This window comes from Nitratidesulfovibrio vulgaris str. Hildenborough, assembly GCF_000195755.1.
Lineage (GTDB): Bacteria > Desulfobacterota > Desulfovibrionia > Desulfovibrionales > Desulfovibrionaceae > Nitratidesulfovibrio > Nitratidesulfovibrio vulgaris.
In genome coordinates this window covers 2144684-2170727 of sequence record NC_002937.3, presented here as the reverse complement: position 1 = coordinate 2170727, position 26044 = coordinate 2144684, and the positions used below count along the sequence as shown (strand labels likewise).

Annotated in this window: 21 protein-coding genes and 1 tRNA gene; 16 read left to right on the top strand and 6 right to left on the bottom strand. The window is 62.6% G+C overall.

Annotated features, from left to right (window positions below):
- The first annotated feature begins 1 nt into the window (after window position 1).
- Window positions 2-2155 carry a RelA/SpoT family protein gene (locus tag DVU_RS09830; protein WP_010939360.1) on the top strand — a complete coding sequence of 718 codons (2154 nt, stop codon included), beginning with the start codon at window positions 2-4 and terminating at the stop codon, window positions 2153-2155.
- Between the two features lie 198 nt (window positions 2156-2353).
- Here the strand turns inward: DVU_RS09830 and DVU_RS09825 are convergent, their stop codons facing one another.
- Window positions 2354-3247, bottom strand: coding sequence for a flagellin N-terminal helical domain-containing protein (locus tag DVU_RS09825; RefSeq protein WP_010939359.1), 894 nt, complete (start codon window positions 3245-3247; stop codon window positions 2354-2356).
- 150 nt (window positions 3248-3397) lie between these two features.
- On the opposite strand from DVU_RS09825, the gene DVU_RS09820 reads away from it, so the two are divergent.
- Entirely contained in the window at window positions 3398-3559 is a 162-nt protein-coding gene (locus DVU_RS09820) for a hypothetical protein (protein ID WP_164928135.1), read from the top strand.
- A 254-nt stretch (window positions 3560-3813) separates the two neighbouring features.
- Here DVU_RS09820 and DVU_RS09815 read toward each other — a convergent pair whose 3' ends face one another.
- Both DVU_RS09815 and DVU_RS09810 read right to left on the bottom strand, forming a co-directional pair.
- On the bottom strand, window positions 3814-4152 hold the full coding sequence (locus tag DVU_RS09815) for a hypothetical protein (protein WP_010940668.1): 339 nt from the start codon (window positions 4150-4152) through the stop codon (window positions 3814-3816).
- Window positions 4153-4221: 69 nt separating this feature from the next.
- Window positions 4222-4359: a hypothetical protein gene (locus tag DVU_RS09810; RefSeq protein ID WP_014524456.1), complete on the bottom strand. Its 138-nt coding sequence runs from the start codon at window positions 4357-4359 to the stop codon at window positions 4222-4224.
- Window positions 4360-4691: 332 nt separating this feature from the next.
- Here DVU_RS09810 and DVU_RS09805 point away from each other — a divergent pair, with 332 nt between their 5' ends.
- The gene (locus DVU_RS09805; RefSeq protein ID WP_223295092.1) at window positions 4692-7079 is read left to right on the top strand and encodes an ATP-binding protein; all 2388 of its coding nucleotides are present in this window, start codon (window positions 4692-4694) and stop codon (window positions 7077-7079) included.
- A gap of 74 nt (window positions 7080-7153) precedes the next feature.
- Here the strand turns inward: DVU_RS09805 and DVU_RS09800 are convergent.
- Window positions 7154-7231: transfer RNA gene (locus DVU_RS09800), tRNA-Pro, on the bottom strand.
- A 184-nt stretch (window positions 7232-7415) separates the two neighbouring features.
- Here DVU_RS09800 and DVU_RS09795 point away from each other — a divergent pair.
- The 7 genes from DVU_RS09795 to DVU_RS09765 all read left to right on the top strand — a co-directional run bounded on the left by DVU_RS09795 (window position 7416) and on the right by DVU_RS09765 (window position 16595).
- Window positions 7416-8519, top strand: a complete 1104-nt coding sequence (locus DVU_RS09795) for a protein-glutamate methylesterase/protein-glutamine glutaminase (RefSeq protein WP_010939356.1) — start codon at window positions 7416-7418, stop codon at window positions 8517-8519.
- A 58-nt stretch (window positions 8520-8577) separates the two neighbouring features.
- Window positions 8578-10506 (top strand): HEAT repeat domain-containing protein, encoded by a 1929-nt coding sequence (locus DVU_RS09790; RefSeq protein WP_010939355.1) that lies wholly within the window; start codon window positions 8578-8580, stop codon window positions 10504-10506.
- Window positions 10506-11381, top strand: coding sequence for a CheR family methyltransferase (locus tag DVU_RS09785; protein ID WP_011792101.1), 876 nt, complete (start codon window positions 10506-10508; stop codon window positions 11379-11381). The genes DVU_RS09790 and DVU_RS09785 overlap by 1 nt, the downstream gene beginning before the upstream one ends.
- A gap of 50 nt (window positions 11382-11431) precedes the next feature.
- Window positions 11432-12208: a ParA family protein gene (locus tag DVU_RS09780; protein ID WP_010939353.1), complete on the top strand. Its 777-nt coding sequence runs from the start codon at window positions 11432-11434 to the stop codon at window positions 12206-12208.
- Window positions 12202-12852: a chemotaxis protein CheW gene (locus tag DVU_RS09775; protein WP_010939352.1), complete on the top strand. Its 651-nt coding sequence runs from the start codon at window positions 12202-12204 to the stop codon at window positions 12850-12852. Before DVU_RS09780 ends, DVU_RS09775 begins: the two co-directional genes overlap by 7 nt.
- Window positions 12853-12861: 9 nt before the next feature.
- Window positions 12862-13230, top strand: coding sequence for a response regulator (locus tag DVU_RS09770; RefSeq protein WP_010939351.1), 369 nt, complete (start codon window positions 12862-12864; stop codon window positions 13228-13230).
- Window positions 13231-13325: 95 nt separating this feature from the next.
- A complete protein-coding gene (locus tag DVU_RS09765) occupies window positions 13326-16595 on the top strand; it encodes a chemotaxis protein CheA (protein ID WP_010939350.1) in 3270 nt (1089 codons plus the stop codon).
- 74 nt (window positions 16596-16669) lie between these two features.
- Here DVU_RS09765 and DVU_RS09760 read toward each other — a convergent pair whose 3' ends face one another.
- Window positions 16670-17626 (bottom strand): hypothetical protein, encoded by a 957-nt coding sequence (locus DVU_RS09760; protein ID WP_010939349.1) that lies wholly within the window; start codon window positions 17624-17626, stop codon window positions 16670-16672.
- 350 nt (window positions 17627-17976) lie between these two features.
- Between DVU_RS09760 and ybgF the strand changes: the two genes are divergently transcribed.
- The 6 genes from ybgF to DVU_RS09730 are packed head-to-tail and all read left to right on the top strand — an operon-like array spanning window position 17977 to window position 24536.
- Window positions 17977-18750: a tol-pal system protein YbgF gene (gene ybgF, locus DVU_RS09755; RefSeq protein ID WP_010939348.1), complete on the top strand. Its 774-nt coding sequence runs from the start codon at window positions 17977-17979 to the stop codon at window positions 18748-18750.
- Between the two features lie 8 nt (window positions 18751-18758).
- Entirely contained in the window at window positions 18759-20750 is a 1992-nt protein-coding gene (dprA, locus tag DVU_RS09750; protein ID WP_010939347.1) for a DNA-processing protein DprA, read from the top strand.
- A gap of 19 nt (window positions 20751-20769) precedes the next feature.
- Window positions 20770-21102, top strand: a complete 333-nt coding sequence (locus tag DVU_RS09745; protein ID WP_010940661.1) for a hypothetical protein — start codon at window positions 20770-20772, stop codon at window positions 21100-21102.
- Window positions 21103-21155: 53 nt separating this feature from the next.
- Complete coding sequence (locus DVU_RS09740; protein ID WP_010939346.1) at window positions 21156-21998, top strand: HDOD domain-containing protein; 843 nt, start codon at window positions 21156-21158, stop codon at window positions 21996-21998.
- A complete protein-coding gene (locus DVU_RS09735; RefSeq protein WP_010939345.1) occupies window positions 21998-23119 on the top strand; it encodes a GGDEF domain-containing protein in 1122 nt (373 codons plus the stop codon). The genes DVU_RS09740 and DVU_RS09735 overlap by 1 nt, the downstream gene beginning before the upstream one ends.
- Window positions 23112-24536, top strand: coding sequence for a tyrosine recombinase XerC (locus tag DVU_RS09730; RefSeq protein ID WP_010939344.1), 1425 nt, complete (start codon window positions 23112-23114; stop codon window positions 24534-24536). The genes DVU_RS09735 and DVU_RS09730 overlap by 8 nt, the downstream gene beginning before the upstream one ends.
- A gap of 313 nt (window positions 24537-24849) precedes the next feature.
- Here DVU_RS09730 and DVU_RS09725 read toward each other — a convergent pair whose 3' ends face one another.
- On the bottom strand, window positions 24850-25971 hold the full coding sequence (locus DVU_RS09725) for an NAD(P)H-dependent flavin oxidoreductase (RefSeq protein WP_010939342.1): 1122 nt from the start codon (window positions 25969-25971) through the stop codon (window positions 24850-24852).
- Window positions 25972-26044: the final 73 nt, after the last annotated feature.

Below are 26044 nucleotides of genomic sequence, written 5' to 3'. Positions count from 1 at the left end.
TATGATCCGCATTCAGGAAATCGTCGACAAGGTCGCGGCCTCGCACAAGGACGCCGACATCTCCCTCATACAGCGGGCCTACGTCTACGCGGCGGCAGGGCACGCCGGGCAGACACGCCTTTCGGGTGAGCCCTATCTTTCGCATCCGCTGGCAGTGGCCGACCTGCTTGCCGAAATGCACTTCGACGAGGCGACGGTGGCGGCGGGGCTCCTGCATGACACCGTCGAGGATACCGACGCGGGCATCGAGGACATCGACCGCGAGTTCGGTGAAGAAGTGGCCGACATCGTCGATGGCGTGACCAAGATCAGCCAGATGACCTTCGACAGCAAGGAGGAGGCGCAGGCCGAGAACATCCGCAAGATGATCCTCGCCATGTCGCACGACATCCGGGTGCTGATGGTCAAGCTGGCTGACAGGCTGCACAACATGCGCACGCTCGACTTCCAGAAGTCGCACAAGCAGCAGTCCATCGCGCAGGAGACCCTCGACATCTACGCGCCGCTGGCCAACCGTCTGGGCCTGCATCGCATCAAACTCGAACTGGAAGACCTCGGTCTTCGCTACACCAAGCCCGATGTCTTCGCGCAGATAACCGACTGGCTCGACGAGAACCAGATGGTGGAGCGCAACCTCATCGACAAGGTGATAGCGCGCATCCGCGAGGTGCTCGACGCCAACGGCATCGAAGGCGAGGTGCGCGGGCGCATCAAGCACAAGTCGAGCATCTACAAGAAGATGACGCAGCAGGGGCTCGCCCTTGACGAGATGCACGACATCATCGCCTTTCGCGTCATCGTCGCCGACCTGCGCGACTGCTACGCCGTGCTGGGCCTCATGCACGCACAATGGAAGCCGGTGCACGGGCGCTTCAAGGACTACATCTCGATGCCCAAGGCCAACGGCTACCAGAGCCTGCACACCACGGTCATCGGGCCGGAGGGTGAGCGCATCGAGATACAGATACGCACCCGCGAGATGCACCGCATGGCGGAACACGGGGTCGCGTCGCACTGGCTGTACAAGGACGCAGGGCGGGTCAATCCGCGGGACGTCGCACAGTTCACATGGTTGCGCGAAATCCTCGACAGGCAGAAGCACGAGGCCGACTCCAAGGAGTTCATGCACTCGCTGCGCCTCGACCTGTTCAAGGACGAGGTCTACGTATTCACGCCCCGCGGCGATGTGAAGGAACTGCCCGAAGGGGCTACTCCCATCGACTTCGCCTACCTCATTCACTCGCAGGTGGGCGACCACTGTGCGGGAGCCAAGGTCAACGGCAAGCTCGTTCCGCTGGGGACGCCCCTCGTCAGCGGCGACACCATCGAAGTCATCACCGACCCCAACCGGCATCCCAGTCGCGACTGGCTCAAGATCGTCAAGACGGCCAAGGCACGTAGCCGCATCCAGCACTTCATCCGCACCGAGGAGCGCGCCCGCTCCATCTCGCTCGGCCGCGAGATGCTGGAGAAGGAAGGCCGCCGCATGGGCATCAACGTGTCCAAGGCCATCCGTGAAGGTGATTTCGATGCTGTCGTGAAGGAATTCTCCCTTGGCAGCGTGGACGACCTGCTTTCATCGGTAGGCTATGCGCGCCATACGCCGAAGCGGATACTCCGTCGCTTGCAGGCGCACATCTCGCCTCCGGCCCCTGAAGAGGTCAAGGCGCAGGAGCCCGCGCCCACGGCGCCGCCCGACCGCAAGTCGGAAAGCGTGAGCATTCGCGGGGTCGATGATGTCCTTGTCCGGTTCGCCCGGTGCTGCAACCCCGTGCCCGGTGACGCCATCGTGGGCTACATAAGCCGCGGGCGCGGCGTGACCGTGCACACCTCCGACTGCCCCAACGTGCAAGGCATGGAACCGGAGCGTCTCATCTCCGTCTTCTGGGACGGGCACGAGGACAAGCCCTTCCCGGCACGCATCCATCTTCTGTGTCGCAACGAGAAGGGCGTACTGGCCCAGATATCCGCCTTGCTTGCCGAGGCGAACATCAACATCGACTCCGGCACGATGCATTCGCTGGTGGACGGCCATTCCGAGGTAGAACTCATGGTGGAAGTGCGCGACGTGGCCCACCTCTACCACACCATGGACAGGCTGCGTAAACTGCCTGCCGTGCTCGAGGTCATCCGCGCCGCGGCCCATATGGAGTGATGCTCCGCAGATGGCCGGGCCGCCCCGCAGACGGGGCGATGCCCGAGACGAAGGGAGGGCACCTTGCGGTACCCTCCCTGCTGGCGCTTGAGTGGAGCGGTATGGTCTTTCCCTGAAAGGTCGTCGGGGCTTGTCTCCGGGCGTCGATGGAAGCCTGGTTGTTAATTCACCTGCTTCCGCTGGTGCTGCCAGCGGCCGCTACCCCCCCAACAGATTGAGGGCGAGCCGGGGAAGCGAGTTGGCCTGCGAGAGCATGGCGACCGCGGACTGTGACAGAATCTGCTGGCGCACAAATTCGGTCATCTCCATGGAAACGTCCACGTCAGAAATACGTGATTCCGCCGCCTGAAGGTTCTCGGCCTGTATCTGCAGGTTGCTGATGGTGTTCTCCAGCCTGTTCTGGAGTGCGCCGAGGGAGGCGCGGATCTTGTCCTTGGACACGATGGCGTTGGTCAGACCTTCAAGGGCTGCCTGTGCCGCAGACTGCGTGGAGATCGAGTACGCCTTCGCGGTGGAACCCGCTTCGGTGCCTACGCCGAGAGCCGACGAGGTGGCTGCGTTGATCTGCACGTAGTAGTAGTCCTCGGACGAGTCGTTGGCGGTGCCGAAGTGCACCTTCATCTTGCCGGTGGACTGCAGGCCAGAGCCGCTGTGGGTATCTCCCGACAGGTTGCCGTTGAGCAGGTACACGCCGTTGAAGTCGGTCATCTTGGCGATTCGGGTGATTTCCGAGGCCATGGCCTGGTATTCCGAGTCGATGATGAGCCGCTGGTCAGAAGTGTACGTACCCGTGGCAGCCTGTTCCGCAAGCTCCTTCATGCGGATGAGCTTCTCGTCGATGACGCCCAGCGCCCCGTCGGCGGTCTGGATCATCGAGATGGCGTCGTTGGCGTTCCGCACACCCTGGCTGAGGGCTGCGATGTCGGCACGCATGAGTTCGCGTACCGCAAGGCCGGCGGCGTCGTCGGCTGCGTTGCCGACGCGCAGGCCCGATGACAGCCTGCGGACCGAGGTGCTCAGCTTGGTGTACGAGTCGCCGAGGTTGCGCGACGCGTTCTGGGCCATGAGGTTGTGATTGATCACGAGTGACATGACGTTTCCTCCTTGAAGACGTCACGACTTCCTTGCCTTCGGGAGCGGCCTTGGGTTCCTCCGACCCTTCCGACCATACGTTCTCCCATCCCCACTCGCTTGTCGTATCGGCGGCTGGTGTAGGGACTTTAGGGCTCGCACGAGAAAAAGATGAAATTTGTTTTTTACTGCCTGAAAATGCAGATGTTATTTTTTATGATCGCGGAGTCTGGCGTGGGCTTCGGGACGCATTGCGAAGGAGAGGGGAGAATTCGGATGGCAGGAGACGACAAGGAAGAGGCGTCTTCACCACGCAAGACGGGCATGGCATGAACTGCATCCGGAGAGGAGACGTTCAGCCCTGCAGGCAGAGGTTATGACGGACTGCGAGTTTGTGCGGTCATGATACTGACCGCAGGGCGCTGCGACGCATGGGGTGGTGAGCCTTGCGTCCATGCAGGGCGGCGGGCAGGGGAAAGGTGTGCGTGCCCATCCTGTGCAACACGTTGCCGATACCTCACCGCACACCCGGAGGCGTGATGGCGACATCGTCGTGGCGCCTCCCGAAAGGGCAGGGGATGTGGCGCCTACCCGATGAAACGGGAAAGGGCCGGATGCGCGGCCTTGAGTTCGGCCAGTACGGCATCTTCGTGGCGGATACGCTTCATCGCCCGTATCGCGAGATAGGCTCCGAAGGCGAATACGCCGATGTTGAGTATGCTGAGCGGAAGAAGCAGGTGTAACACGTCACTCGTCTGCCAGTAGCGGGACGTGGCGATGAGGAATGTCGTCAGCGACAGGGGAAGCGCGCACACGGCTATACCGGTTCGCAGAACAGCGAGCGAGGTGCGCTTCTCGGCGAGGATGAGTTGTGCCTCGTTGATGCGTATGGCCTCGGGTATCTCTTCGCAAACGGATTCTTCCATGACCTCGATGCTCCTGAATGACGTGACGCGGAAGCGGTGGCGGCGGGGCGTGCACAGGGGCACGGCGGGCTAGCTGCGAGAGACCTTCTCCACGCCGACCTCGTGCTGTCCTTTCGCCTTGACGATGCAACCGCCAGCCAGAAGCGCAAGAACAAGGACGAGTATCAGCACATGCAATCGTGCGCGGGGGGAACATATGTGTTTCATGACGCCTCCTGCCGTAGACTACCGAAACCGCCTCTGAACGCAACCCCGGAGGGGGAGTGGGCCGTTTGCCGGTCACGGCCGACCCTTGATGGCTTCAGCTTCACTCCTTGTCCCCCATCTCCGCCCCCCTCACGCAATATGACCTGACCCTGTCTCCGTATGCGGTGGGAAGCACCTCGAATCGTCCGGGTGCTCCAGAATCATGCGTTTCTTCCGGCATGATTGGCATTATAACGGTTTTGCTTCGAACTTCATGGTACATGTCAGGCATGTGGAAGCCTGTAATGTCATGGTTGGTGTCACCATTCCGGATATCTGTCCTGCGGAGTCTTGTGCTGGCATGGACCATCATGCTGTGCTTCGTCGCGGCGGTGGCACTGGCGCAAGTGCAGGCGCGCCCCCATGTGCTGCTCCTGAATTCGTATCATCAGGGATTCCGCTGGACCGACGAAGTCGTGCAGGCCGTGCGCGGTACGCTAGCCTCCGCATCGCCTGTGGAAATCCATGTGGAATACATGGACGCCAAGCGTATCGAATCGCCGGACTACCTTGACCAGTACGCAGACCTGCTGCGCCGCAAGTATACAGGATTACGGCTTTCCGTCGTCGCGGCATCCGACGACCCCGCCTTCGATTTCGTGTTGCGCCACCGTGGGCTTTTCGGAGACGCGCCTGTGGTCTTCTGCGGCACCAACGACATCACGCCAGACCGTCTCAGGGGCGAAAGCGGAGTGGTCGGGGTGACGGAGACGGTGGACTACGAAGGGGGACTTGCCCTCGCCTTGCGTCTGCATCCGGGGGTGCGGCAGATTCTTGTGGTGGTGGACGACACCTCCACGGGACGCCTCGTACGGGAACGCCTTGAAGGCGTGCGTCGTTCTCTTCCCCCCGGTGTGTCGCTGCATTTCTCGCCGACCTCCTCCCTTGGGGCGGTGCTGGATGTCGCCCGTACCACTGGGGCGGATACGCTCATCTTTCTCACCATCTTCAACCGTGATGACGCAGGGCGATTCTATGAATACGACGAAGTCCCCCGGCTGCTGTCGGAAGCCAGCCGGTCACCGGTCTATGGTGCATGGGACTTCTATCTGGGCGATGGAATCGTGGGAGGTGTTCTCACCAGTGGAGAGGCGCAGGGAAAAACCGCAGCAGAGTTGGTGCTGGAAGTGCTGAAGCGGGGAGGGACGACGGGGCTGCCTCTCATAAGCCGAAGCCCCAACAAGTTCATGTTCGACTACAGGCAGTTGCAGCGTTTCGGTATCCGGCCGGACAGGTTGCCGAAAGACAGCATCGTCGTGAACCGTCCTGTGGGGTTCTATGAACAGAATCGGCCGCTGGTGCATACCGTCGTAGGGGCCTTTGTCCTGCTTTCGGGCTTCACCGTCTCGCTGCTGGTCAATGTCGTGGCCCGCAAAAGGGCAGAAGCCGCCTTGCGTGTGAGCGAGGCGCGGCTTCGCGGCATATTCGAGAACGCAGGAGAAGGCATCTTCAGGGTGACACTTGAAGGCCGAATCCTGATGGTCAACCCTGCCATGGCACGCATCCTCCGTTACGATTCGGTGGAAGACCTCATTCGCGTCACGGATGCCGGGGCGCATGTGTTGTACCGTGATGCTGGTTGGCGTGAGCGTTATGTCGCAAGGCTGATGCAGTACGGAGTGGTGCGTGATTTCGAGGCCCGGATGGCCGCTCGTACCGGGGAGGACGTGTGGGTGAGCATCTCGTCCCGGCTTGTGGTCGATGAAGAGGATGGGACGACGATAATCGAAGGCATCATGGCCGACACGACTGCCCGCAAGGAGGCCGAGTTGGCACTGCAGGCCATGAACGTCAGTCTCGAAGCCCGGGTGAGCGAACGCACTGCTGAACTGGCAAGGGCCAACGATGCCTTGCAGAAGTCGATGGACGAACTGCGTGCGATGCAGGCGCGCATTGTGGAACAGGAAAAGTTCGCGGCACTGGGGGGGCTTGTGGCGGGGGTGGCGCATGAGATGAACACCCCGGTGGGGGTTTGCATCACCAGCGCATCGTTCCTCGCCGACAAGGTGCGCGGTCTTCGCAGCGAGGTGGAAGGCGGCAGCATACGGCGTTCGGAACTTCTCGACTTCATGTCGCGTGCAGAAGAGGCGTCGCAGACCCTTGTCGCAAATCTCGGGCGCACGGCAGAACTTGTGCGCGCCTTCAAGCAACTGGCGGTGGATGAGGCCGGAACCAACGCCCGTACCATTGAATTGTGCCCGTTCATCGACGACATCCTCGGCGGGCTGAGGCCTATCTGCGAACAGGCCGGACACAGGCTTGATTATGAATGCGATGCCTGCGGGGTGCAGATGCATGTGGCGCCGCCAGCGCTGGCGCAGGTGGTGGGACACCTCGTGCGCAACAGCCTTGACCATGCGTTCCCCACCGGGGGGGCAGGGCGGATGCAGCTCAAGGTATCCTGTCCGGAAGGGGGCGTGGAATTGACGTTCTCCGATGACGGAGTGGGCATGGGGACCGACGTGCTTTCGCACATCTTCGAGCCGTTCTTCACCACCCGGCGGCAGGCGGGGGCCACCGGTCTGGGTCTGCATCTCGTCTACAACACGGTGACAAGAACCCTCGGGGGGACCATCGAGTGCACAAGCGCACCGGGAGAGGGGGCGTGCTTCCGCATCCGGCTGCCCTTGTCAGACCCCTGTCGCGACACGCCAGCCGAAGTCGGTTGTGAGCCGGTATGACGCCGTATGTGCGGATTTTCCTCGGGTGCACCAAACGAAAGAGGTCTACGAAATTTCGTAGACCTCTTATGTTCTGGTCGGGATGAGAGGATTCGAACCTCCGGCCTCAGCGTCCCGAACGCTGCGCTCTAGCCAAACTGAGCCACATCCCGTTGCGGAGAGCGTGAATACAACGCGCTTGCGACAATGGCAAGTCTTTTTATCGGGAGTTGTCAAAGATGGTGTTTTCTCTTTATGATATTCAAGAGTCGGCAGGTCGTTGACGCTGCCGGCATCAAGAGCATGTCCGATGGGCACGGGTATCCCGCCTGTCGTCGTCTTCTCAAGGAGAATCACGTGATCAGCGTTGTTGTTGTCGACGATTCGGCCTTCATGCGGAAGGCTTTGAGCACGATGCTCGAAAAGGACCCTGAGATACGCGTCGTTGCCACGGCACGCGATGGTGAAGAGGGCCTTCAGGTCATCCGCCAGCATAATCCCGATGTGGTGACGCTGGACATCGAAATGCCCCGTATGGATGGGCTCACCACGTTGCGGCATATCATGATGGAGATGCCACGCCCCGTACTGATGGTGAGTTCGCTTACCACCGAGGGCGCAGAAGCCACCCTCAAGGCGCTTGAACTGGGTGCGGTGGACTTCATCCCCAAGCAGCTTTCAAAGGTGTCGCTCGATATCGTGCGTATCGAGAACGACCTGCGCGAGAAGGTCAAAGAGGTCTCGAAGCGGCGCATGTTGCGCACTCCGCGCCCCGTGCGCCCTGCGCCGACAGCGTCCGCACCGGCCCAGACCGCACAGGTCGCATCGGCAGCACCCGCGACCGCCCCTTCACGCCCCGCCATGCCTGCCACCCGTGCTTCACGCCCCGTGCGCGATGTGGTCGCCATCGGTGTCTCCACGGGCGGGCCGCCAGCGGTGCAGAAGGTCCTTTCACAACTGCCCGCCGATTTCCCGGCGAGCATCCTCATTGCGCAGCATATGCCAGCCGCCTTCACCGGGCCGTTCGCCAAAAGACTTGACGGAGTGTGCGCCATCTCCGTCAAGGAGGCTGAATCGGGTGAGAAGCTCAAACCCGGCACGGCCTACATCGCACCCGGCGGCAAACACCTGCGAGTCGAACAGCGCGTGAGCCACATGGAGGTGGTGGTGACTACCGACCCTGCCGATGCCCTCTACAAGCCATCTGCCAACGTGCTGATGGAGTCGGTCGGGCAGTCGATGGGGCGGCGGGCCCTTGGCGTTATTCTCACCGGTATGGGGAGTGACGGCATGGAAGGCATGAAGGTTCTCAAGCAGAAGGGGGGGCGTTCCATCGCCCAGAGTGACGCCACCTGTGTGGTGTACGGCATGCCCAAGGCCATCGTCGATGCCGGTCTCGCAGATGAAATCGTTGACATAGACGATATGGCTGCTGCCATAATGAACGGGTTGTACAAGTAGTGCCGTCTCCCGCTGCAAAGGGGGGTGGCGGGGGGCTTCAAACAGCAAGGAAGGCCATATGTCGGAAGAACAGCATATCCTAGAGGTCTTGCAGAGCGACGACGCCGAGCAGGTCCGCGAGGCGGCCTACTCGGCAGGAGAACTGCGCCTGGAGGCAGCCGTCCCCCATCTTGTGCGCCATTTGCAAAGTCAGAACATCGGGGTGCAAGAAGCTGTGGACAACGCCCTTCGCAAGATCGGCGGCGCGGCTGCCGTGGCGGGGGTCATACCCCTTCTGCGCTCGGACGATGCGCCCATCCGCAACATATCCATGGATATCCTGCGTGACATCGGGCGTGACGAGTTCGATGCGCTCAAGCAATTGCTTCATGACGAAGACCCGGACATCCGCATCTTCGCCTCTGACATCCTCGGCACCTCCGGCAGTATCCTCGCCGTGCCCGCACTGTGCGAGGCGCTCCTGCGCGACCCCGAGGTGAACGTACGCTATCAGGCGGCGGTGAGCCTTGGCACGCTGGCCTTCCCCGAGGCGGCCGACTGCCTCAACAAGGCCATGCAGGACGAGGAATGGGTGCAGTTCTCCGTCATCGAGGCCCTCATCAAGATTCGCGCAGAATCTTCGGTCAACGCCCTCGTGAAGGCCCTCGACACCACATCCGACCTCGTGGCGTCCATGATCGTCGACGCGCTCGGCGAGATGGGCAACCTCAAGGCCGTGCCGCTTCTGCTCAAGCGTATCGAGAAGTCACCGACGCCGCTGCGGAACAAGATCGTGCGGGCCATCGTCTCCATCCTCGGCAAGAAGTCGCTCTCGCTTCTGGGCGAAAGGGAACAGCAGCGTCTTGGCGCCTACCTGCTTGCCGCACTTGATGACGAAGACGAGGAAGTGCAGGACGCCGCCATGGTCGGGCTTGCCAGCCTCGGGCAGGCAGAGGCGACCGTGGCCGTGCTGCGGCTTGCGGCACGACTCGACCCCGACCGTGACCATGAGCGCCTCGAAGCCGCCATTCGCTGCATCGGTGGCATCGGGTTCAACGAAGCGGTGGAAGAGGCCCTCAGCGACGAGAACGAATCCACCATCCTCATGGTGGTTGAAGCGGCTGCGGATATGAATCCCGCCGAGATCGTCCCGGCCCTGAAACGGATATTCTGGGACAAGGGGCGCGACGCGCAGCGGGCCATCGCCACGCAACTGGCGCGCATCGCAAGCCTTGAGGACGTGGACTTCTTCCTCGACCTGCTCGAACGGGCCGAAGACGCCCATGTCATCAAGGCCGCACTGCACTTCCTCGGACACCGCGCGAGGCCAGCGGGCGTGGGCGAACGCATGCTCGCCCTGCTCGACCATCCCTACGACGATGTCAAAGAGGCCGCGCTCGAAGCCTGCATCGCGCTACAGGATGTCTCACTCTGCGCGAGCTTCAGGGAGCGTTTCCATTCCGGAGACCCGTTGCAGCGCATGATGGCGACCTATGCCATGGGGCGGCTTGACGTCGACGGCAACCTCGACGTGCTGCGTGAGGCGCTGGTGGATGATGTGCCTGACGTGCGCAAGGTGGCGCTTGAGGCTCTTGCCGGAACGTGTCCCATCACGCCCGAGCATCTGGAACTCGTCGTGCCGCTCATGCACGACCCCGTACGTGAAGTGCGGCTCGCCCTCGTCGACCTTTTCGGGGCGTGCCCTGAGGAATCGGTCATCGGCCACCTGCTGGAGGCGCTGGATGACGAGGATGACTGGGTCCGGGTGCGTGCCATCGAAGCCCTCGGTCGTCTGGGGCGGAAGGAATGCGTGACGCCGCTCATCGAACGGGTGGATGGCGCAGGCAACCTCGTGTTGCTCAAGATCATCGAAGCCCTTGGTTCCATTGGCGGCAACATGGCGTTCCGGGCACTTCTCGCGCTCATGGAGCATGAAGACCCCGAGATCCAGCAGGCTGCCGAAGATGCTGTCGCTCGTCTGGGCGAACAAGACAGCGAGGGTGAGTGATGTCACTGTTTGCCAAATCCATCACGTTGAGGACGGAACTGAAGATCTCCGATGAGGAGTTCGTTCAGCTGCGCGACTTCATCTACCAGCAATGCGGCATCTATATCGCCGAGAACCGCAAGTACCTCGTTGAGAACAGGCTCTCCAACAGGTTGAAGGATCTCAACCTGAAGAGCTTCGGCGAGTACTACCAGTACCTGCGCTATGACGCCAACAAACGTACGGAACTGAACAAGCTCTTCGAGGTGGTCACCACCAACGAGACGAGTTTCTATCGTAACCCGCCACAGCTGCAGGTCTTTCAGGAGAAGGTGCTGGGCGCGGTGATCGCCGAGTTGCGCGCCAAAGGGCAGAAGCGCCTGCGCATCTGGTCAGCCGGGTGCTCGACGGGTGAAGAGCCCTATACGCTGGGCATCATCCTGCATGAGGTGCTGCGTTCCGAAATCGCAAGCTGGGATATCCGCATCACGGCCAACGACCTCTCGGAAGCGGTGCTCGCCTCGGCGCGAAAGGGGATGTACTCGGACTACGCGCTGCGTACTACGCCGCCGGATATCATCAGCCGCTACTTCATCAAGGAAGGTACGCAGTACCGTATCGACCCCAAGGTGCAGCAGCTGGTGCAGTTCGGACAGATCAACCTCAGCGACAGAACGCAGCTCAAGCGGGTCGAGCGGTCGCAGATCGTCTTCTGCCGCAACGTCATCATCTACTTCGACGATGAGATGAAGAAGCAGGTGATAGGTTCGTTCTACGACAACCTGCTGCCGGGGGGCTATCTGCTCATCGGCCATTCGGAGTCGCTGCACAACATCAGCCGCGCCTTCAAGCCCGAGCATCACACCGGGGCCATCATCTACAGGAAGCTGGCCTAGGCCATGAGGGAACGGAGCGTGCAACGTGTGCCGGAGGAGAGTGTCTGCTGATGGGTGCAAAGGTCATCGCCATAGCCAACCAGAAGGGCGGCGTCGGCAAGACGACCACCACGCTGAGCCTTGGCGCGGCCCTGGCGCGCAAGGGGTTGCGTGTGCTCATCATCGACCTCGACCCGCATGCCTGTGCGTCGGTGCACCTGCGCTTCTATCCGGAGGAACTGGACGCCACGGTTCACGACCTGTTCATGGCGGAACCCGCTGCGTATGGCGAACTCTGGAAGCGTATCGTCCGCCGCAACGAAGGGCAGGACTGGGATGTCGTCGCCGCCAGCATCAGGCTTTCGGAACTGGAGGTCGACCTCAAGAACCGCAAGGGCAAGGGGGCCATCCTGCAGGATGCCGTATCGCTCGTCCGCGACCGTTACGACTACATCCTGCTCGACTGTCCGCCGCATGTGGGCATTCTGCTGGTGAATGCGCTGGTTGCCGCAGACTTGCTGGTCATCCCCATTCAGACGGACTTTCTCGCCCTGCATGGCCTGAAGTTGCTGTTCGATACCATACGGGTGCTCAACAAGGTCTTGCCGCAGCCCGTGCGCTACATGGCGCTGGCTACCATGTACGACCGGCGCGCCAAGGCCTGCACGCGGGTGCTGGAATTGCTGGGACGGAAGCTGGGGCCTCGCATGTTCGCCTCGGTCATCGGTGTGGACACGCGGTTTCGTGAAGCAAGCGCGCAAGGGCGCGTCATATATGACATCGACCCGGCCAGCCGTGGCGCTAAAGGCTACGAGCAACTGGCCGATGAAGTGACGGCATTATGGTGAAATCACCGGAGGAATATTTCCAGCAGCAGGACTTCGAACTGGGGGCCACCGGTCGCGGCGAGGGTTTTTCCGCGGCGGAGAGGGCGTTCATGCAGAAGTACCTCGGCGTGGAGGAGGGCGACATCCTCAAGCGTATCGGTATCGACGCAGGTGCCGCCGTAGAGACGGCGACCGACGGCGAACCACCGCTGGATGTCATCATCCGCCAGGAGGCGGAACTGCAGATGGTGGCCTTCTTTCTGGGGGAGCAGGAATACACCGTTCCCAGCGTCGCCGTCCAGGAGGTCATCAGGTTCCAGACGCCTACGAGGTTGCCTGCCGCCCCTGCGTATCTTGCCGGAATCATCAACCTGCGCGGGCGGGTCACTCCGCTGGTACGTTTGCGCGACCTGCTCGAAGTGCAGGCCACCGGGGCCGACGATGACAGGTTCATCGTGGTCTGCCGCAGGCACGGGTTGCAGGTGGGACTGATGATAGAACGCGTACACACCATGTACAGGGTGTCGCAAAATGACATAGACTGGGCTGTGGAATCGCATCTCGGTATCAATGTCGACTTCGTGTCCGGGCTGCTCAAGGCCGGTGAACGGCTGGTGGGCATCATCTCAGTCGATCGTATCGTGGAAAGCGTCCTGAAACGCTAGGAGGCACACATGAGCAAGCATATACTCATCGTCGACGATTCGAAGACCGTCCGTAACCTCGTCGCCTTCATCATGAAGAAGGAAGGCTTCAAGGTGACCACGGCGGAAGACGGACTTGACGGTCTCGAAAAGCTCTATTCGTCCGAGGGCGTCGACCTCATCATCTCCGACGTCAACATGCCCCGCATGGACGGCTTCACGTTCATCAAGACCGTGCGTGAGCAGGATACCTATCGTAACCTTCCCATCGTGGTACTCTCCACCGAAGGGCAGGAGAAGGACATCCAGATGGGCATGAGCCTCGGGGCCAACCTCTACATGGTCAAGCCCGCTCAACCTGAAAAGATGGTCAAGAACATAAAGATGTTGCTCGGCTAGCCGATAAGGAACGATGCAGGGCACTTGCGCAGGCCAGATATGCGGCGTAGCTTCCCTGCCGGTTTCGGGGTTCCACGGAGAGCAGAGGTGAGGATATGACTCAGGAATATATGGATCCGGAAATATTCGCCGATTTCATCGTCGAAGCCAAAGAGCATCTCGAAACCATCGAGCCGAACCTGCTCGAACTCGAGAAGGCTCCTGACAACCTCGCGCTGCTGAACGAGATCTTCAGGCCGATGCACTCGCTCAAGGGGGCATCGGGCTTTCTGGGCCTCAACCGCATGAATCAGCTGGCCCACAGGGCGGAGAACATCCTCGATGAACTCCGCAAGGGTGCCATGGTCGTCACATCCGAGATCATGGACGTCATCCTTGCCGTGACAGACGCCTTGCGCCAGATGATCGACAACCTCGAAAGCTCCGGGCAGGAAGGCGACGTTGCCATCGAGTCGCTCATCACCACCATTGATGCCATCATGGCCGGTGGCGGCGCGGTCCCTGCTGCCCCCGCAGCCCCCGCTTCACCTGTTGCTCCTGTCGAGCCGGTGGCGGCGGTCACTCCGGCTGCCGATGAAGCGGCGGTCGAGCCTGACGGCATCGTCGCCACGACTGTCGATGAGCCTTCAGACGGTATGTCGGCGTCGGATGCAGCGGGAGGCGTCGGCGACAACGTGCAGGGGCCGTCCGTGCAGGATGCCGCCGTACCCGTCGCTTCCGGAGACAGCGGAAACGAGTCGGGAATGACCGAAGGTGAGAGTATCGCGGCATGGATTGCCGCCCTGCCCGACACGGAGTCGTATGCCCTCACTGCCTTCGGTGAGGCGCATCTCAAGGACTTCATCGATGAAGCCCGCGAGATGACGGAGCAACTCGGTACCGGGCTTCTCGAACTCGAACGGCACCCCGACGAGAAGGATGACCGCGTCAACGACCTGTTCCGCTTTTTCCATAACCTCAAGGGAAACAGCGGCATCATCGGCTTCCGCGAGCTGAACGGCCTCACCCATGAGGCAGAGACGCTCCTGAACAACATCCGGCGCGGCGAGATGCAGTCTTCGGCAGAACTCGTCGACCTGCTCCTGTTCGTGGTCGATGTCATCGACGCGCTCGTGAATCGCATCGAGACGGCATCGGGCATGGTGCACGGATTCGATATCTCCGAAGTGCTCGAACCGCTTCAGCAGGCCGTGGCTGGCGGCGAGGCCCGCCTGCCCGTGGGTATTGTGGGGATGGCGAAGCAGGCCGCATCACAACCAGCGGCTGAAAGCACCGCCACCACTGAAGGCAGCATGCAGGGTGGTGCCGATTCAGCCGATGAGTCCGCCGCCCCCGCCAAGGGCGAGCAGCAGAAGGCAGCGGCCTGCGACCCCTCGGCGACCTACGATGCTGAAGACCTCGATGTCTTCAAGGCGACCGTCGCCCAGCAGATGGACAATATCCGGGTCGGTCTGGATGAACTGGCACGTGATGCCAGCCAGAAGGAATATGTCGACGCGCTCTACCGTTTTCTGGTCACCGTGCAGAACTCGTGCGCCTACATGGGGGCCGAGGATGTTCGCCTCTATGCGGAACGGACAGCCGGACTCGTCGATCAGGCGCGCAATGCGGATCTTGATTTCGGGCTGATGGTCGACCTGCTCCGGCAGGAGACCTCGATCATCGGCGATATGCTCGGCAAAGAGATAGCCCGCATGGAGGACTGCCTCAACGGTGGAGACGCCGAATCCGAGCAGGGCGAGGCCCCTGCTGCGGCTACAGTCGGTACACCGTCTTCGGCAGCGACGACTTCTGCATCGGCTCCCGAGAGCGGCAGCGTCGCGCAGGGGGCACCTTCATCGGAAAAACCGGCCCAGAAGCCGGAGCCCGTCCCGGCTGCGCCGGCATTCCAGAGCGCGGCATCTTCTGGTGCTCAGGCCGCCGCTTCGGCTCCTGCCGGGCAGGCTGCGGCCGCCGCATCGGCAAAACCCGCAGCCCCTGCCACATCCGGGACAGAAGCGAAGCCCGTAGCGGCGGCGACAACTCCGCCCAAAGCGGCTGCTGCGTCATCTGCCGCGCCTGCCAAGGCCGTAGCGACTCCGCCCCGTCCCGCCGCCCCGGCCCCCGCAGCGGCGTCGGCCCCGGCAGCCGCTCCTGCAGGCGGCCCGCCCGCAGGTGGCAGCAAGGCGTCTTCCACCATTCGCGTCGACCACGAGAAGCTCGACCACCTGATGAATCTCATCGGAGAGCTCATCATCAACCGCAACCGCTATTCCATGCTTGCGCGGCACCTTGAAGAGGGTGGTGCGTCGGTCAATGTGGCGGAGGTGGCACAGAACCTCTCCGAGACGACGTATGCCATGGCGCGCATATCCGACGATCTTCAGGACACCATCATGAAGGTCCGCATGGTGCCTGTCTCTTCGGTGTTCTCCCGCTTCCCGCGCCTTGTACGCGACCTTTCCCGCAAGAGCGGCAAGGAGGTCGACCTCGTCCTTGAAGGCGAGGAGACTGAACTCGACAAGAGCGTCGTAGAAGTCATCGGCGACCCGCTGGTGCACCTCATCCGTAACTCGGTGGACCATGGCGTCGAACCCGAAGAGGAACGTATCGCCAAGGGCAAGAAGCCGAAGGGCGTCGTCACCTTGCGCGCATTCCACAAGGGCAACTCGGTCGCCATCGAAATCGAGGACGACGGCAAGGGCATCGACCCTGAAAAGATGCGCGAAGTGGCTGTCCGCAAAGGCATCGTCACGCCTGAAGAAGCCAAGGCCATGGACGACCGCGAGGCGATGGAACTCATCTTCGCTCCCGGTTTCTCGTCGGCTGAGAAGATTACCGACATCTCCGGACGCGGCGTCGGCATGGACGTGGTGCGTACCAACATCAAGAACCTCAAGGGCAGCGTCAGCATCCATTCAGAGGTGGGCAAAGGGACTCGGTTCACGCTCTCCCTGCCCCTCACCCTTGCCATCATCGACGCACTCATGGTCAATGTCGCCGGGCAGATGTATGCCATCCCGCTCGATGCCGTCTCGGAGACCACCAAGATAGAGGCGCGGCGCCTCACCGATGTGAAGGGCCGCAAGGCGGTCACCTTGCGTGGCGAGGTGCTTGGCATCGTCGACCTCTCCGAGTTGCTTGCCCTGCCAAGGAGTGACGCGCAGGACGTGCTGTCGGTCGTGGTCATCCACGACAACGACAGACGCCTGGGCCTCGTGGTGGACAGGCTGCTTGAACGGCAGGAGATCGTCATCAAGCCCCTCGGAGCCTATCTGGGCGACCTGAAAGGCATCTCCGGTGCCACCATCATGGGCGACGGTAGCGTGATACTCATCCTCGACCCGCACGAAATCTACATGATGGCCACTTCCAAGGCCATATGACGCCCTTGCAGGGCTGCATCGCAAAAGAGAAGGGCCACCCGAAGGTGGCCCTTTTTCGTGTCGAGGGGAAGGTGTCAGCCGATGCGGGAGAGCGACAGCAATGTCGAGAGCACACCTGCCGTACCGGCAATGGCCGCGAGTACGGCGACGGTGATGGCGGGCTTGAGTCGCATGGGTGTGGCGCTGCGGGTGACTGCCATGGAGCATGTCAGGCATAGCAGCGGGGCGATGATGCACAAGGCGAAGGGCACGAGCGGGGGCAGCACGCCGAACGTGGGGCTGACCTGCGAGAGGGCGCGCCACAGCACATAGCCGAGGGGAGCCAGCATGACCACAGTGCCGTACATGCCCCATGCGGCGCACCATGGGAGCGTGAAGTTGTAGTGGTCGCGACCGAAGTCGTCCTGCTGGCGGCGCAGCACCAGCCATTGGGTGCCATATACGCCGCCGAACGCGGCTGCGGCACAGAGAGCGAGGCCGAAGGCTGGCCACAGCAGGGCGTTCCCGGCGGGAAGAAGCAGGGCGAGCATCACCTCGAGGGCGGAACCGGTGGCAGGCAGAGGGTGCCCCGCGACGAAGAGCGCACGGACGATGGCAAGTGCCACGAAGAGGGTCTTGGCACCGCCGATGCCAGCGGAAAGGCCGAAGAGCCTGTGCAGCAGCGGAAGGCGCGAAGCGAGACCTTTCCATGTGACGAAGTAGAGTACGGCGCAGAGTGTGGTGCCGGCATGCAGTGCCAGCAAGGCCACGACGGGCATGCGGTAGGGCCCGGCGAGCATGTCCGGTTCCATCTGCACGGCCCGCAGTACCGAAATGCCGGTCAGGAGCAGGGACAGGGGGGAGAGGACAGCCACCAGCATGGCAAGCTGGCGGGCGCATTTGTCATAGAAGACACGGCGTCTTGCGGTGGCGAGCGTCTGTCCTGCGAGGGCCATGAAAGGCAGCCCGGTTGCCGCCGCCATCAGCGTCAGCAGCAGGCCGCCGGAGAGGGCGAGCGCCCATGTTGTCGCGTCGGGAAGAAGGGAATGCATGGGGCCTCCGGATGAGGGTCTGGTCGATGTCGTGCAGGGGTCTTGTGCCCCAAAACCCGTTGTGGCGCAACCCGTGGAGGGGGGCGGTCTCTGGCCTCTTATGGCGGGTTTTGCGCAAGTGTCCGCTTTCGTGTCGGCGAGGGGCGGGCGCTGTCTGGCGTCTGGCTGTGCCATGTCCTGCCCGGTGAGGTTGCCATGGCGCGGTGGTGCGCTATGCGGTGCCCGCCGATGGGGGACGTCCGGTATCCTGCTGTAGCTGGTTGCATAACCGCCATGCGTGCTTGAAAAAAAACGCACCGTCACCTATTGAGTATAGGCACGCAGGACACCAGTACGTCGGGAGGTCACACATGACGCAGGGAAGGTATGTTGGGGCGTTGGGGCTGTTGCTCGTCTGCGCCTGTGCAGGGTGCGCAGGGCAGAGTGCCACGGATGTACGCCTGCGGGGGCTTGAGGAACGTACCGCGGCGCTGGAACGTTCCGTCGCCGTTCGTGACGCGCAAGTGACCTCGCTGGATGAACGCACATCAGCCACCGACGCCACTGTGGACGACCTGCGTGAACGTGTCGGACGCCTCGAAGCGGAAGGTCGCGCCACTGTCGTTTCTGAACGCGAAGCCGCAGGCACCATGGGCGGACGCAAGGTGTACCCTGCCACTTCCAGACCTTCTTCGAAGGCCTCGTCGACCAAGCCCGTCGCACGTGCCGTATCCGCCACCAGGCCTGCCGCCAAACCGGTGGCAACGGCTGCCGGTGGGGCATCCGCCGCCTACAAGGAAGCCCTCGCGCTGCTTGAGAGGGGAAGACCCGAAGAGGCGCGCCAGCGTTTCGACGCCTTCATCGAAGCCTATCCTTCCGATGCGTTGCAACCCAATGCCCACTACTGGCGTGGTGAGGCACTCTATGCGCAGCGCCGTTACGCCGATGCCATCATCGATTTCAAGGACGTCGTCGCTTCCTACCCCAAGCACCAGAAGGCCTCCGACTCTCTCCTCAAGGCAGGCATGGCCTACCAGCGTCTCAATGACGAGGAGAACGCCCGGCTTCAGTTCAAGGCCTTGCAGGAACAGTATCCGGCTACGCCTGCTGCGGTGCTGGCACGCAAGCGGGGTATGCTGCCCTGAAAAAGACGATGACACGAGGTGCCGACCCCGGTTGTGCCGACCCGGTAGCTGACGGCAGATGTCAGAAGCGTCCCCCCCGTTTCGATGAACTCGACGAGGCCGCAAGAGCAGAATTGTGGGCCGTTCTCGCATTGCGGCACACTGAAGGTCTAGGTGCGCGTTCACACATCCGGCTCATCCGGCATTTCGGGTCGGCATTCGCGGCCGTGCAGCGTGCCCCGCATCTTGCCGGTAGCGGCGTGCGGCAGCAGGCTGCACTTGCCCTCGCCTCCGGGCGCTGGCGGGCGACTGCCAAGGCCGAGTGGGACGCATTGCACGCCTGCGACTGTGGCATCCTGCTATGGAACGACCCACGTTATCCCGAGAGGTTGCGCTCTCTCCCCGATGCTCCCGCTTTGCTCTACTGCACGGGGGATGTGGCATTGCTGGACAATCCGGCGCTGGGGGTGGTCGGGTCGCGGTTGTGTTCCCGGCAGGGGATGCGCATGGCGGCGCAACTCGCCCGCGACCTTGCCTGTGCAGGTGTGACCATCGTCTCCGGCATGGCGCGCGGTATCGACCGTGAAGCGCATCTTGCCGGGTTGCAGGGCGTCGGTGGTACTGTCGGTGTGCTCGGTACGGGGATAGACATCCGTTATCCCTATGATAACGAAGACCTCTTCGAACGCATGGCATCTGAAGGGCTGCTCGTGACCGAGTTCGCCCCTGGCGCGCGCCCCGAACCACGCCACTTCCCCATCCGCAACCGTGTCATCAGCGGTCTCTCACTGGGCGTGCTGGTGGTCGAGGCCGCGACACGCAGTGGCAGCCTCATCACGGCCCGTCTCGCACTGGAACAGGGCCGTGAGGTGTACGCCATGCCCGGCCCCGTTTCGGCCCAGACGTCGCGAGGGTGTCATGACCTGCTCGAAGAAGGGGCGCATGCCGTGGGTTCGGCGGAAGACATCCTCGTCGACCTCGCACCACAATTGCTTGGAGCACTGCGTGCCCGGGCGGAGGCTGCGGGGGGTGTGCCGCCCGCTGCCCCTCGGGGCGATGACAGCATTTCCACGGACGTTCCGTTGTCCGGTGGACGTGCCCCCGTGAGGGCGAAGGTCGTGCCGTCTGGTGCCGGAGAGGAGGGGGGCGCACCGGGGCACAGGGGTGGGCCGGGCCCAGATGCGTCGGGCCCACATGCGTCGGACTCGCATACTGTGAGCATAGGAGCGTCGGGCGCAGACATGCCGGATACGGAAGCGCAGGACGCAGCCATGTGGGGCGGCCACACTCTGGACGGAGATGCCGCAGGAAATGGCGCTGCCGTGCCCGTGGATGGGCCGCCCGGTGGCATCGGACGTGCGAAACAGGACGCCGGGGTGGGGCGCCTGATGGACAGGCTGCGCCAGCACCTCGCCCGTCATGATGTGCCCGGAGACGACACGTGGCGCGACGACAAGCGCAGACAAGACACGTATGCCGAAGACGAGCGCGCCAAACTCGAGAGTCCCGAAGAGACGCATCGACCGTCCTTGCACGATAGACGTCACGTACCTCCCGTGCGTGACGGGCGTGGGGGGCAGGGAATACCCCCGGCGTGCATCGCCACGCAAAGGAACGGCCCGCCCGTTGCTGAAGCTGCTTGCGGCGGTCAATCTTGCGCAACGGCAAGCCCGTCGCGATTCCCTTTCGCGCCCTTGGGGCAGACCGCACCGTCTGATGCTTGCCCCCCTGTCGCGTCGGCCCCCGTCATATCCGGCGAGGAGGGGGCGACCGCGGTGTCCAGCGCCTCCCTTCGTGCCACTGCGCGCGGAGTGCACGCCGTAAACCCTGACATGCCCAAGGAGCATGGCGACCCGGAAAGTCGTTTGCTTGCTCTTCTGCGTGACATGGGAGAGGCCCATGTAGACGACCTGTGCCGCGCTCTTGCCATGGCGCCGGGCGACGTCAGCGGAACTCTGCTTCTGCTGGAAGTGCAGGGTGTTGTGCGGCGGTTGCCGGGGATGCGCTACGCGAGTATGTAGTCCCCATGACGGAGGCACCATGCAGAAACTGACTCTTGAGCAGGCCGCGCCGGGCATGCGTCTGGCCCGCCCTGTACAACGCCCCGACGGTGTCCCCTTGGTGGGCGAGGGCGTAGAACTCACCGACATCATGCTTGAACGGTTTGCCACCGCCGGGGTGGCCGAGATATATGTGGAGGGCAACCCCGTGCCCGTGGATGATGGCTCCGGTGTCGATTTCGCGCGCATTGCCGGACGGCTTGAGCACCTTTTCCGCAAGCATGGCGAAGACAGGTTCATGGCGACCATGCATCAGTTCCTGATGCGCCGTTTCTCGTCCAAGGCCCGAGAGACCGCCGGGCAGGGGATGTGACGCCATGAAAGCAGGTTCTGTAACGCGTTCGTCCCGGGGGTGGGAGGCATCGCATGGTCGATGATTCGTTGCGGACGGAATACCGGGGGCGCATCCTCGCTGCCCAGAGTCTTCCTACGCTTCCTGCCGTACTTGATGAGGTGACGCGCCTTGTGGAGGACCCCGGTTCGTCCACGGAACAGATTGCCAAGGTCATCGCCTATGATCAGGTGCTCTCCGCCAAGGTGCTGAAGATGGTGAACTCGCCCATCTACGGTTTTCCGGGGCGCATCGGTTCGGTGCAGCATGCGCTGGTACTGCTCGGCTACAACGTGGTGCGCGGGCTCATCGTCTCCACGGCGGTCTTCGACGACATGAGCCGCGCCATGACAGGGCTGTGGGACCACAGCGTGGGCTGTTCGCTCGCCTGCGGTGAACTGGCGCGCACCCTCGCACTCAAGGACCCCGAAGAATATGCCGTTGCGGGCCTTCTGCACGACCTTGGCAAGGTCGTGACAGCGGTACAGTTGCCGGACGCCCGCAAGGAACTCGACGCGCTCGTCTCGGCAGAGGACATCACCTACCGCGAGGCTGAGAAACGGGTACTCGGGTTCGCCCATGACCGTATCAACGCATGGGTTGGCGAACGCTGGAACCTGCCTGCCGCCTTGCGCGAGGGCATGGCGTGGCACCACAGGCCCATGGGCGCACCCAACTTCCGCACCATGGCGTGTGTCGTCCATATCGGTGATTTTCTCGTGCGACTGTATGAATTCGGTTCCGGTGGCGACGACAACGTGCCACTTCTCGACCCCCATGCGCTCAAGCATCTTGGAATGGGGCAGAAGGTCCTTGAGACGGTCCTCGACGGTCTCGATGGCAAGTTCGTCGAGGTCTCCGGCCTCGGTTTCGCCTGATGGACGCCATGAACGCTTCAGGTGTGCCGCACCAGTCCCGCCCGCCCCGCGAAGGGATGCTCCTTTCGTCGGATGAAGCCTTCGTCGAGACCGTGACCTCCCTGTGGCCCGAGGATGTCATGCATTGGCAGGTGCTGCGTTCGGGGCGTGCCGCGCTGGACATCATGTTCGTCACCCCTCCCGACCTGCTGGTCGTGGACATGCGTCTTGCCGACCTGCCGGGGGATGCCGTGCTGCGCATTCTCAAGAGCGAGAACGTGTACCGTCAGATATGCGCGGTGCTGTGCATGGATGAGGCGACATTGCATGGCGGCATGGACTGGGCGACCACCGAGGCCGACGACTTCGTGCTGCTGCCTGCCACCGTGGTGGAACTGCGGGCCCGGCTGGAATTGGCCATGTTGCGCGCCACGCGAACGCTCGACGCCAATCCGCTCACGCATCTTCCGGGCAACACGTCCATCCTGCTCGACATCCAGACGCGCATCGACAGGGGCGAAGACTTCGGCCTCGGCTACGCCGATTTGGACAACTTCAAGGCGTTCAACGACAAGTACGGCTTTTCGCGCGGCGACGAGGCGCTGATGATGACGGCGCGTATCATCGTCAACACCGTCCGTGCCGTGGCATCGGGCAGTTCTTCGTTTGTGGGGCATGTGGGCGGTGACGACTTCGTCTTCATGCTGCCCGCGGCGTTGATGGAGTCCGCCTGCCGCACCATCGTGTCACGCTTCGACGCCATCGTCCCCAGCTTCTACGATAATGACGACCGCGCACGAGGTTGTATCGTCTCCACGGATAGGCAGGGCGACGTGCGCACCTTCCCTCTCATGGCCATCTCCATCGCCGTGGTGTTCAATCATGAAGGCTGCCTGCAGCATGCGGGCGAAGCCTCGCATCGTGCCGGTCAGATGAAGAAGAAGGCCAAAGCCATGCCCGGCAGCAGCTATGCTCTCGACAGGCGTTGCTATGGCGACGCCCCATCCGCTGACGGCACGGCGAAAGGTGTGCCGCCGACCATACCCGCACAACGCGACATGTACGACGACAGTGACGGGATGGGCGATGAGGTCGATGGGGTCGACGGAGGCGGCAATCGCCACGGCGGTGCGCATGGCTAAACTGACGGACAGGGGACGCGCAACAGCCCGTGGGCCCCGCAGCGCGGCACGCGGACGAGGCGGTGCGTCGTTTTCGCAGTCTGACGGTGACTCGGCAACCGGCGGCGATGCTGCCGTACCCGAGACCCTTGAACTGTTTCTCGCCCATGTCGAGCTTGAAAAGGGCTATTCCCCGGCGACGGTGACGGCCTACGGAACCGACCTCATGCAGTTTCACGGGGTGCTCACGGCAGAGGGCTTCGGGCTTGACGCGCCAGAGGACGTCACCCGGCGCCATGTGCAACGGTACCTCGCCGAACTGCATCGGCTTCGTACCGCGCGGAGCTCCGTTGCTCGCAAGCTTTCAGCATTGCGTGCCTTCTTTCGTTATATGCTGCGTCTGCGCCGTGTGACTGCCGACCCGGTGGCCGCTGTCCATAATCCCCGGCAAGAGAAGCGGCAGCCACGTACGCTGAATGTCGATCAGGTGTTCGCCCTGCTTGATACGGGGCATGGCCCCGCGACAGGTGCCCCGGACGGCGATTGTGACGCGGGCGTGGCCACCCGTAAGAGTATGGGCAATACCGTCGATGACGCGGTCTGCGGGCATGGCAGCGGGAGTCTTGTGTCCGGGCATCATGATGCCCCGCGAGGTACCGTATCTGGTGCCGGGGCCGATGCGGGCGCAGCCGCAGTCCCCACCCTTCCTGCCGGGAGCACGTCTCGCAAGCCCCTTTCCACTGCCGTGGAGTCCATGTCCGGCGACACCCTCCATGCGGAGGCCATCCGGCGTCGAGACCTCGCGCTGGCCGAGTTGCTGTACGGGTCCGGGCTGCGTATCTCGGAGGCGCTGGGGCTGGATGTCCTTGACGCCGACCCTTCCGCCGGAGTTGTGCGGGTGCTGGGCAAGGGTTCGAAAGAGCGTATGTCGCCGCTGAGCGACACCAGCGTGGACGCGTTGCGTGAATGGCTGCATTTCCGGCATCATCTGGCGTCCGAAGGGGAACGGGCGCTCTTCGTGGGGGCTCGTGGTGACCGACTCGACAGACGTCAGGCTACGCGCATCATCGACGCGCTGTGCCGCAGGGCAGGACTTCCCCAGAGCGTCTCGCCGCATGGTCTGCGCCATTCGTTCGCGACCCATCTGCTTGAAGCGGGGGCCGACCTCAGAAGTGTGCAGGAGTTGCTCGGGCACGCCCGGCTGGCGACCACACAACGCTATACCCACCTGACGCTGGCGCACCTCATCGAAGTCTACGACAAGGCGCACCCTCGTGCTTCACTCGGTGTGTCGCAATATGCGGCGCCTAAGCCTGAGTCTGTGCCGATTCTCGCATCTGAGCCCCTGTCAGGCCCTACGTCGTCTGCTTCTTCCCGGGAAGACTCCGAGAGGCGACAGCCATCCCGTTCCCGTGCCCGGAAAAAGAGCCACGGATAGGTTTCAGTCATCCCTCGTACGCTGGCTGAAGAGTTCGCCCTGTTCGCCCTGTTCGCCCTGTTCGCCATCAAACCTGTGGAAGTCCGGGCATCGCCCCTGCTGGTTTCGGTCTCCAGCCCCAGATGTATGATTCGTGGATGTGCCGGCAGACTCGTTTCCGTACCGCAGTCGCTGTGGCAGCTGAATGGCGGGCCGCGCCTGCCTCGCGTCGTTTCACCGATAAGCCCTTGTGGTTTGATGAATGCAAAAGGCCGGGTCTCCCCGGCCTTCATGTTCTCGGAATGACCAGCCACAGGGCCGGACATGTCGGGTCTTACGAACCTTGCAGCACCATTCTGCGTGCCACAGCCTCTTCGAACTCGCGTTGCAGCGACCCGATGAGGTCGCGCACGGAGAGGATGGAGTCGATGCGGAAGACGTTGGAACCGGAGAAGGCGAAGCCCTTTTCCAGATTACCCTTCATGGCGTTGATCAGCGCAGCGGCGATGCAGTAGGGCGTCTGCTCCTGTTCGCAGGTGCTGATGCACTTGAAGACGCACTTGAACGGCTTCTTGGCACCTTCGCGCATGGCTTCGATGAAACCGTTGCCGATGGCGCGACCGGGCATGCCCACCGGGCTCTTGATGATGGTCACATCCTCTTCGCGCGCCGCGACATACGCCTGCTTGAAGCGTTCGTCAGCGTCGCACTCGTGGGTGGCGACGAAACGTGTGCCCATCTGCACGCCTGCTGCGCCCATCTCGATGAAGCGACGGATGTCGTCACCGGAATACACGCCTCCGGCAGCGATGACGGGCACGGCACGTCCCTTGGCGTCTTCGAAGGGCTTCACGGCTTCGATGACCTCGGGTACGACATGCTCCAGCGAATGACCGGGGTCGTCGATCTCTTCGGGCTTGAAGCCGAGATGTCCGCCAGCCTTGGGCCCTTCGACCACGAAGGCATCGGGCAGATAGTCGAAGCGGCTGAGCCACTTCTTGGCGATGACCGATGCGGCTCGTGCAGAAGAGACGATGGGCACCAGCTTGGTGCGGAACTCTTCCTTCTTCTGTTCGCAAGCATCGTGCAGATGTCTGGGCAGGTCGAGCGGCAGTCCTGCTCCGGAGAAGATGATGTCGGCACGGCTTTCGATGGAGGTGCGCACCATCTCAGAGAAGGTGGTGAGCGCGACCATGATGTTGACGCCCACGATGCCCTTGGTGGCTTCGTGGGCTTTTTCGATTTCGCGGCGCAGTGCGCGCAGGTTGGCTTCTATGGGATTCTTGGCGACGTCGGGCTCTTTCATGCCGATCATCGCTCCGGCGATGACGCCGATACCGCCCTCATTGGCGACGGCGGACGCGAGGCGGGAGAGCGAAATGCCCACTCCCATGCCTCCCTGAATGATGGGAACCCTGGCGACGAGGTCGCCGATTTGCAAGGTAGGAAACGGCATGCTTCATTCCTCCGGTGTGGCAGATATGCCAGAAGACCGACCCCTATTTCCCCTAGGGCCGGTGCGTGAAAGG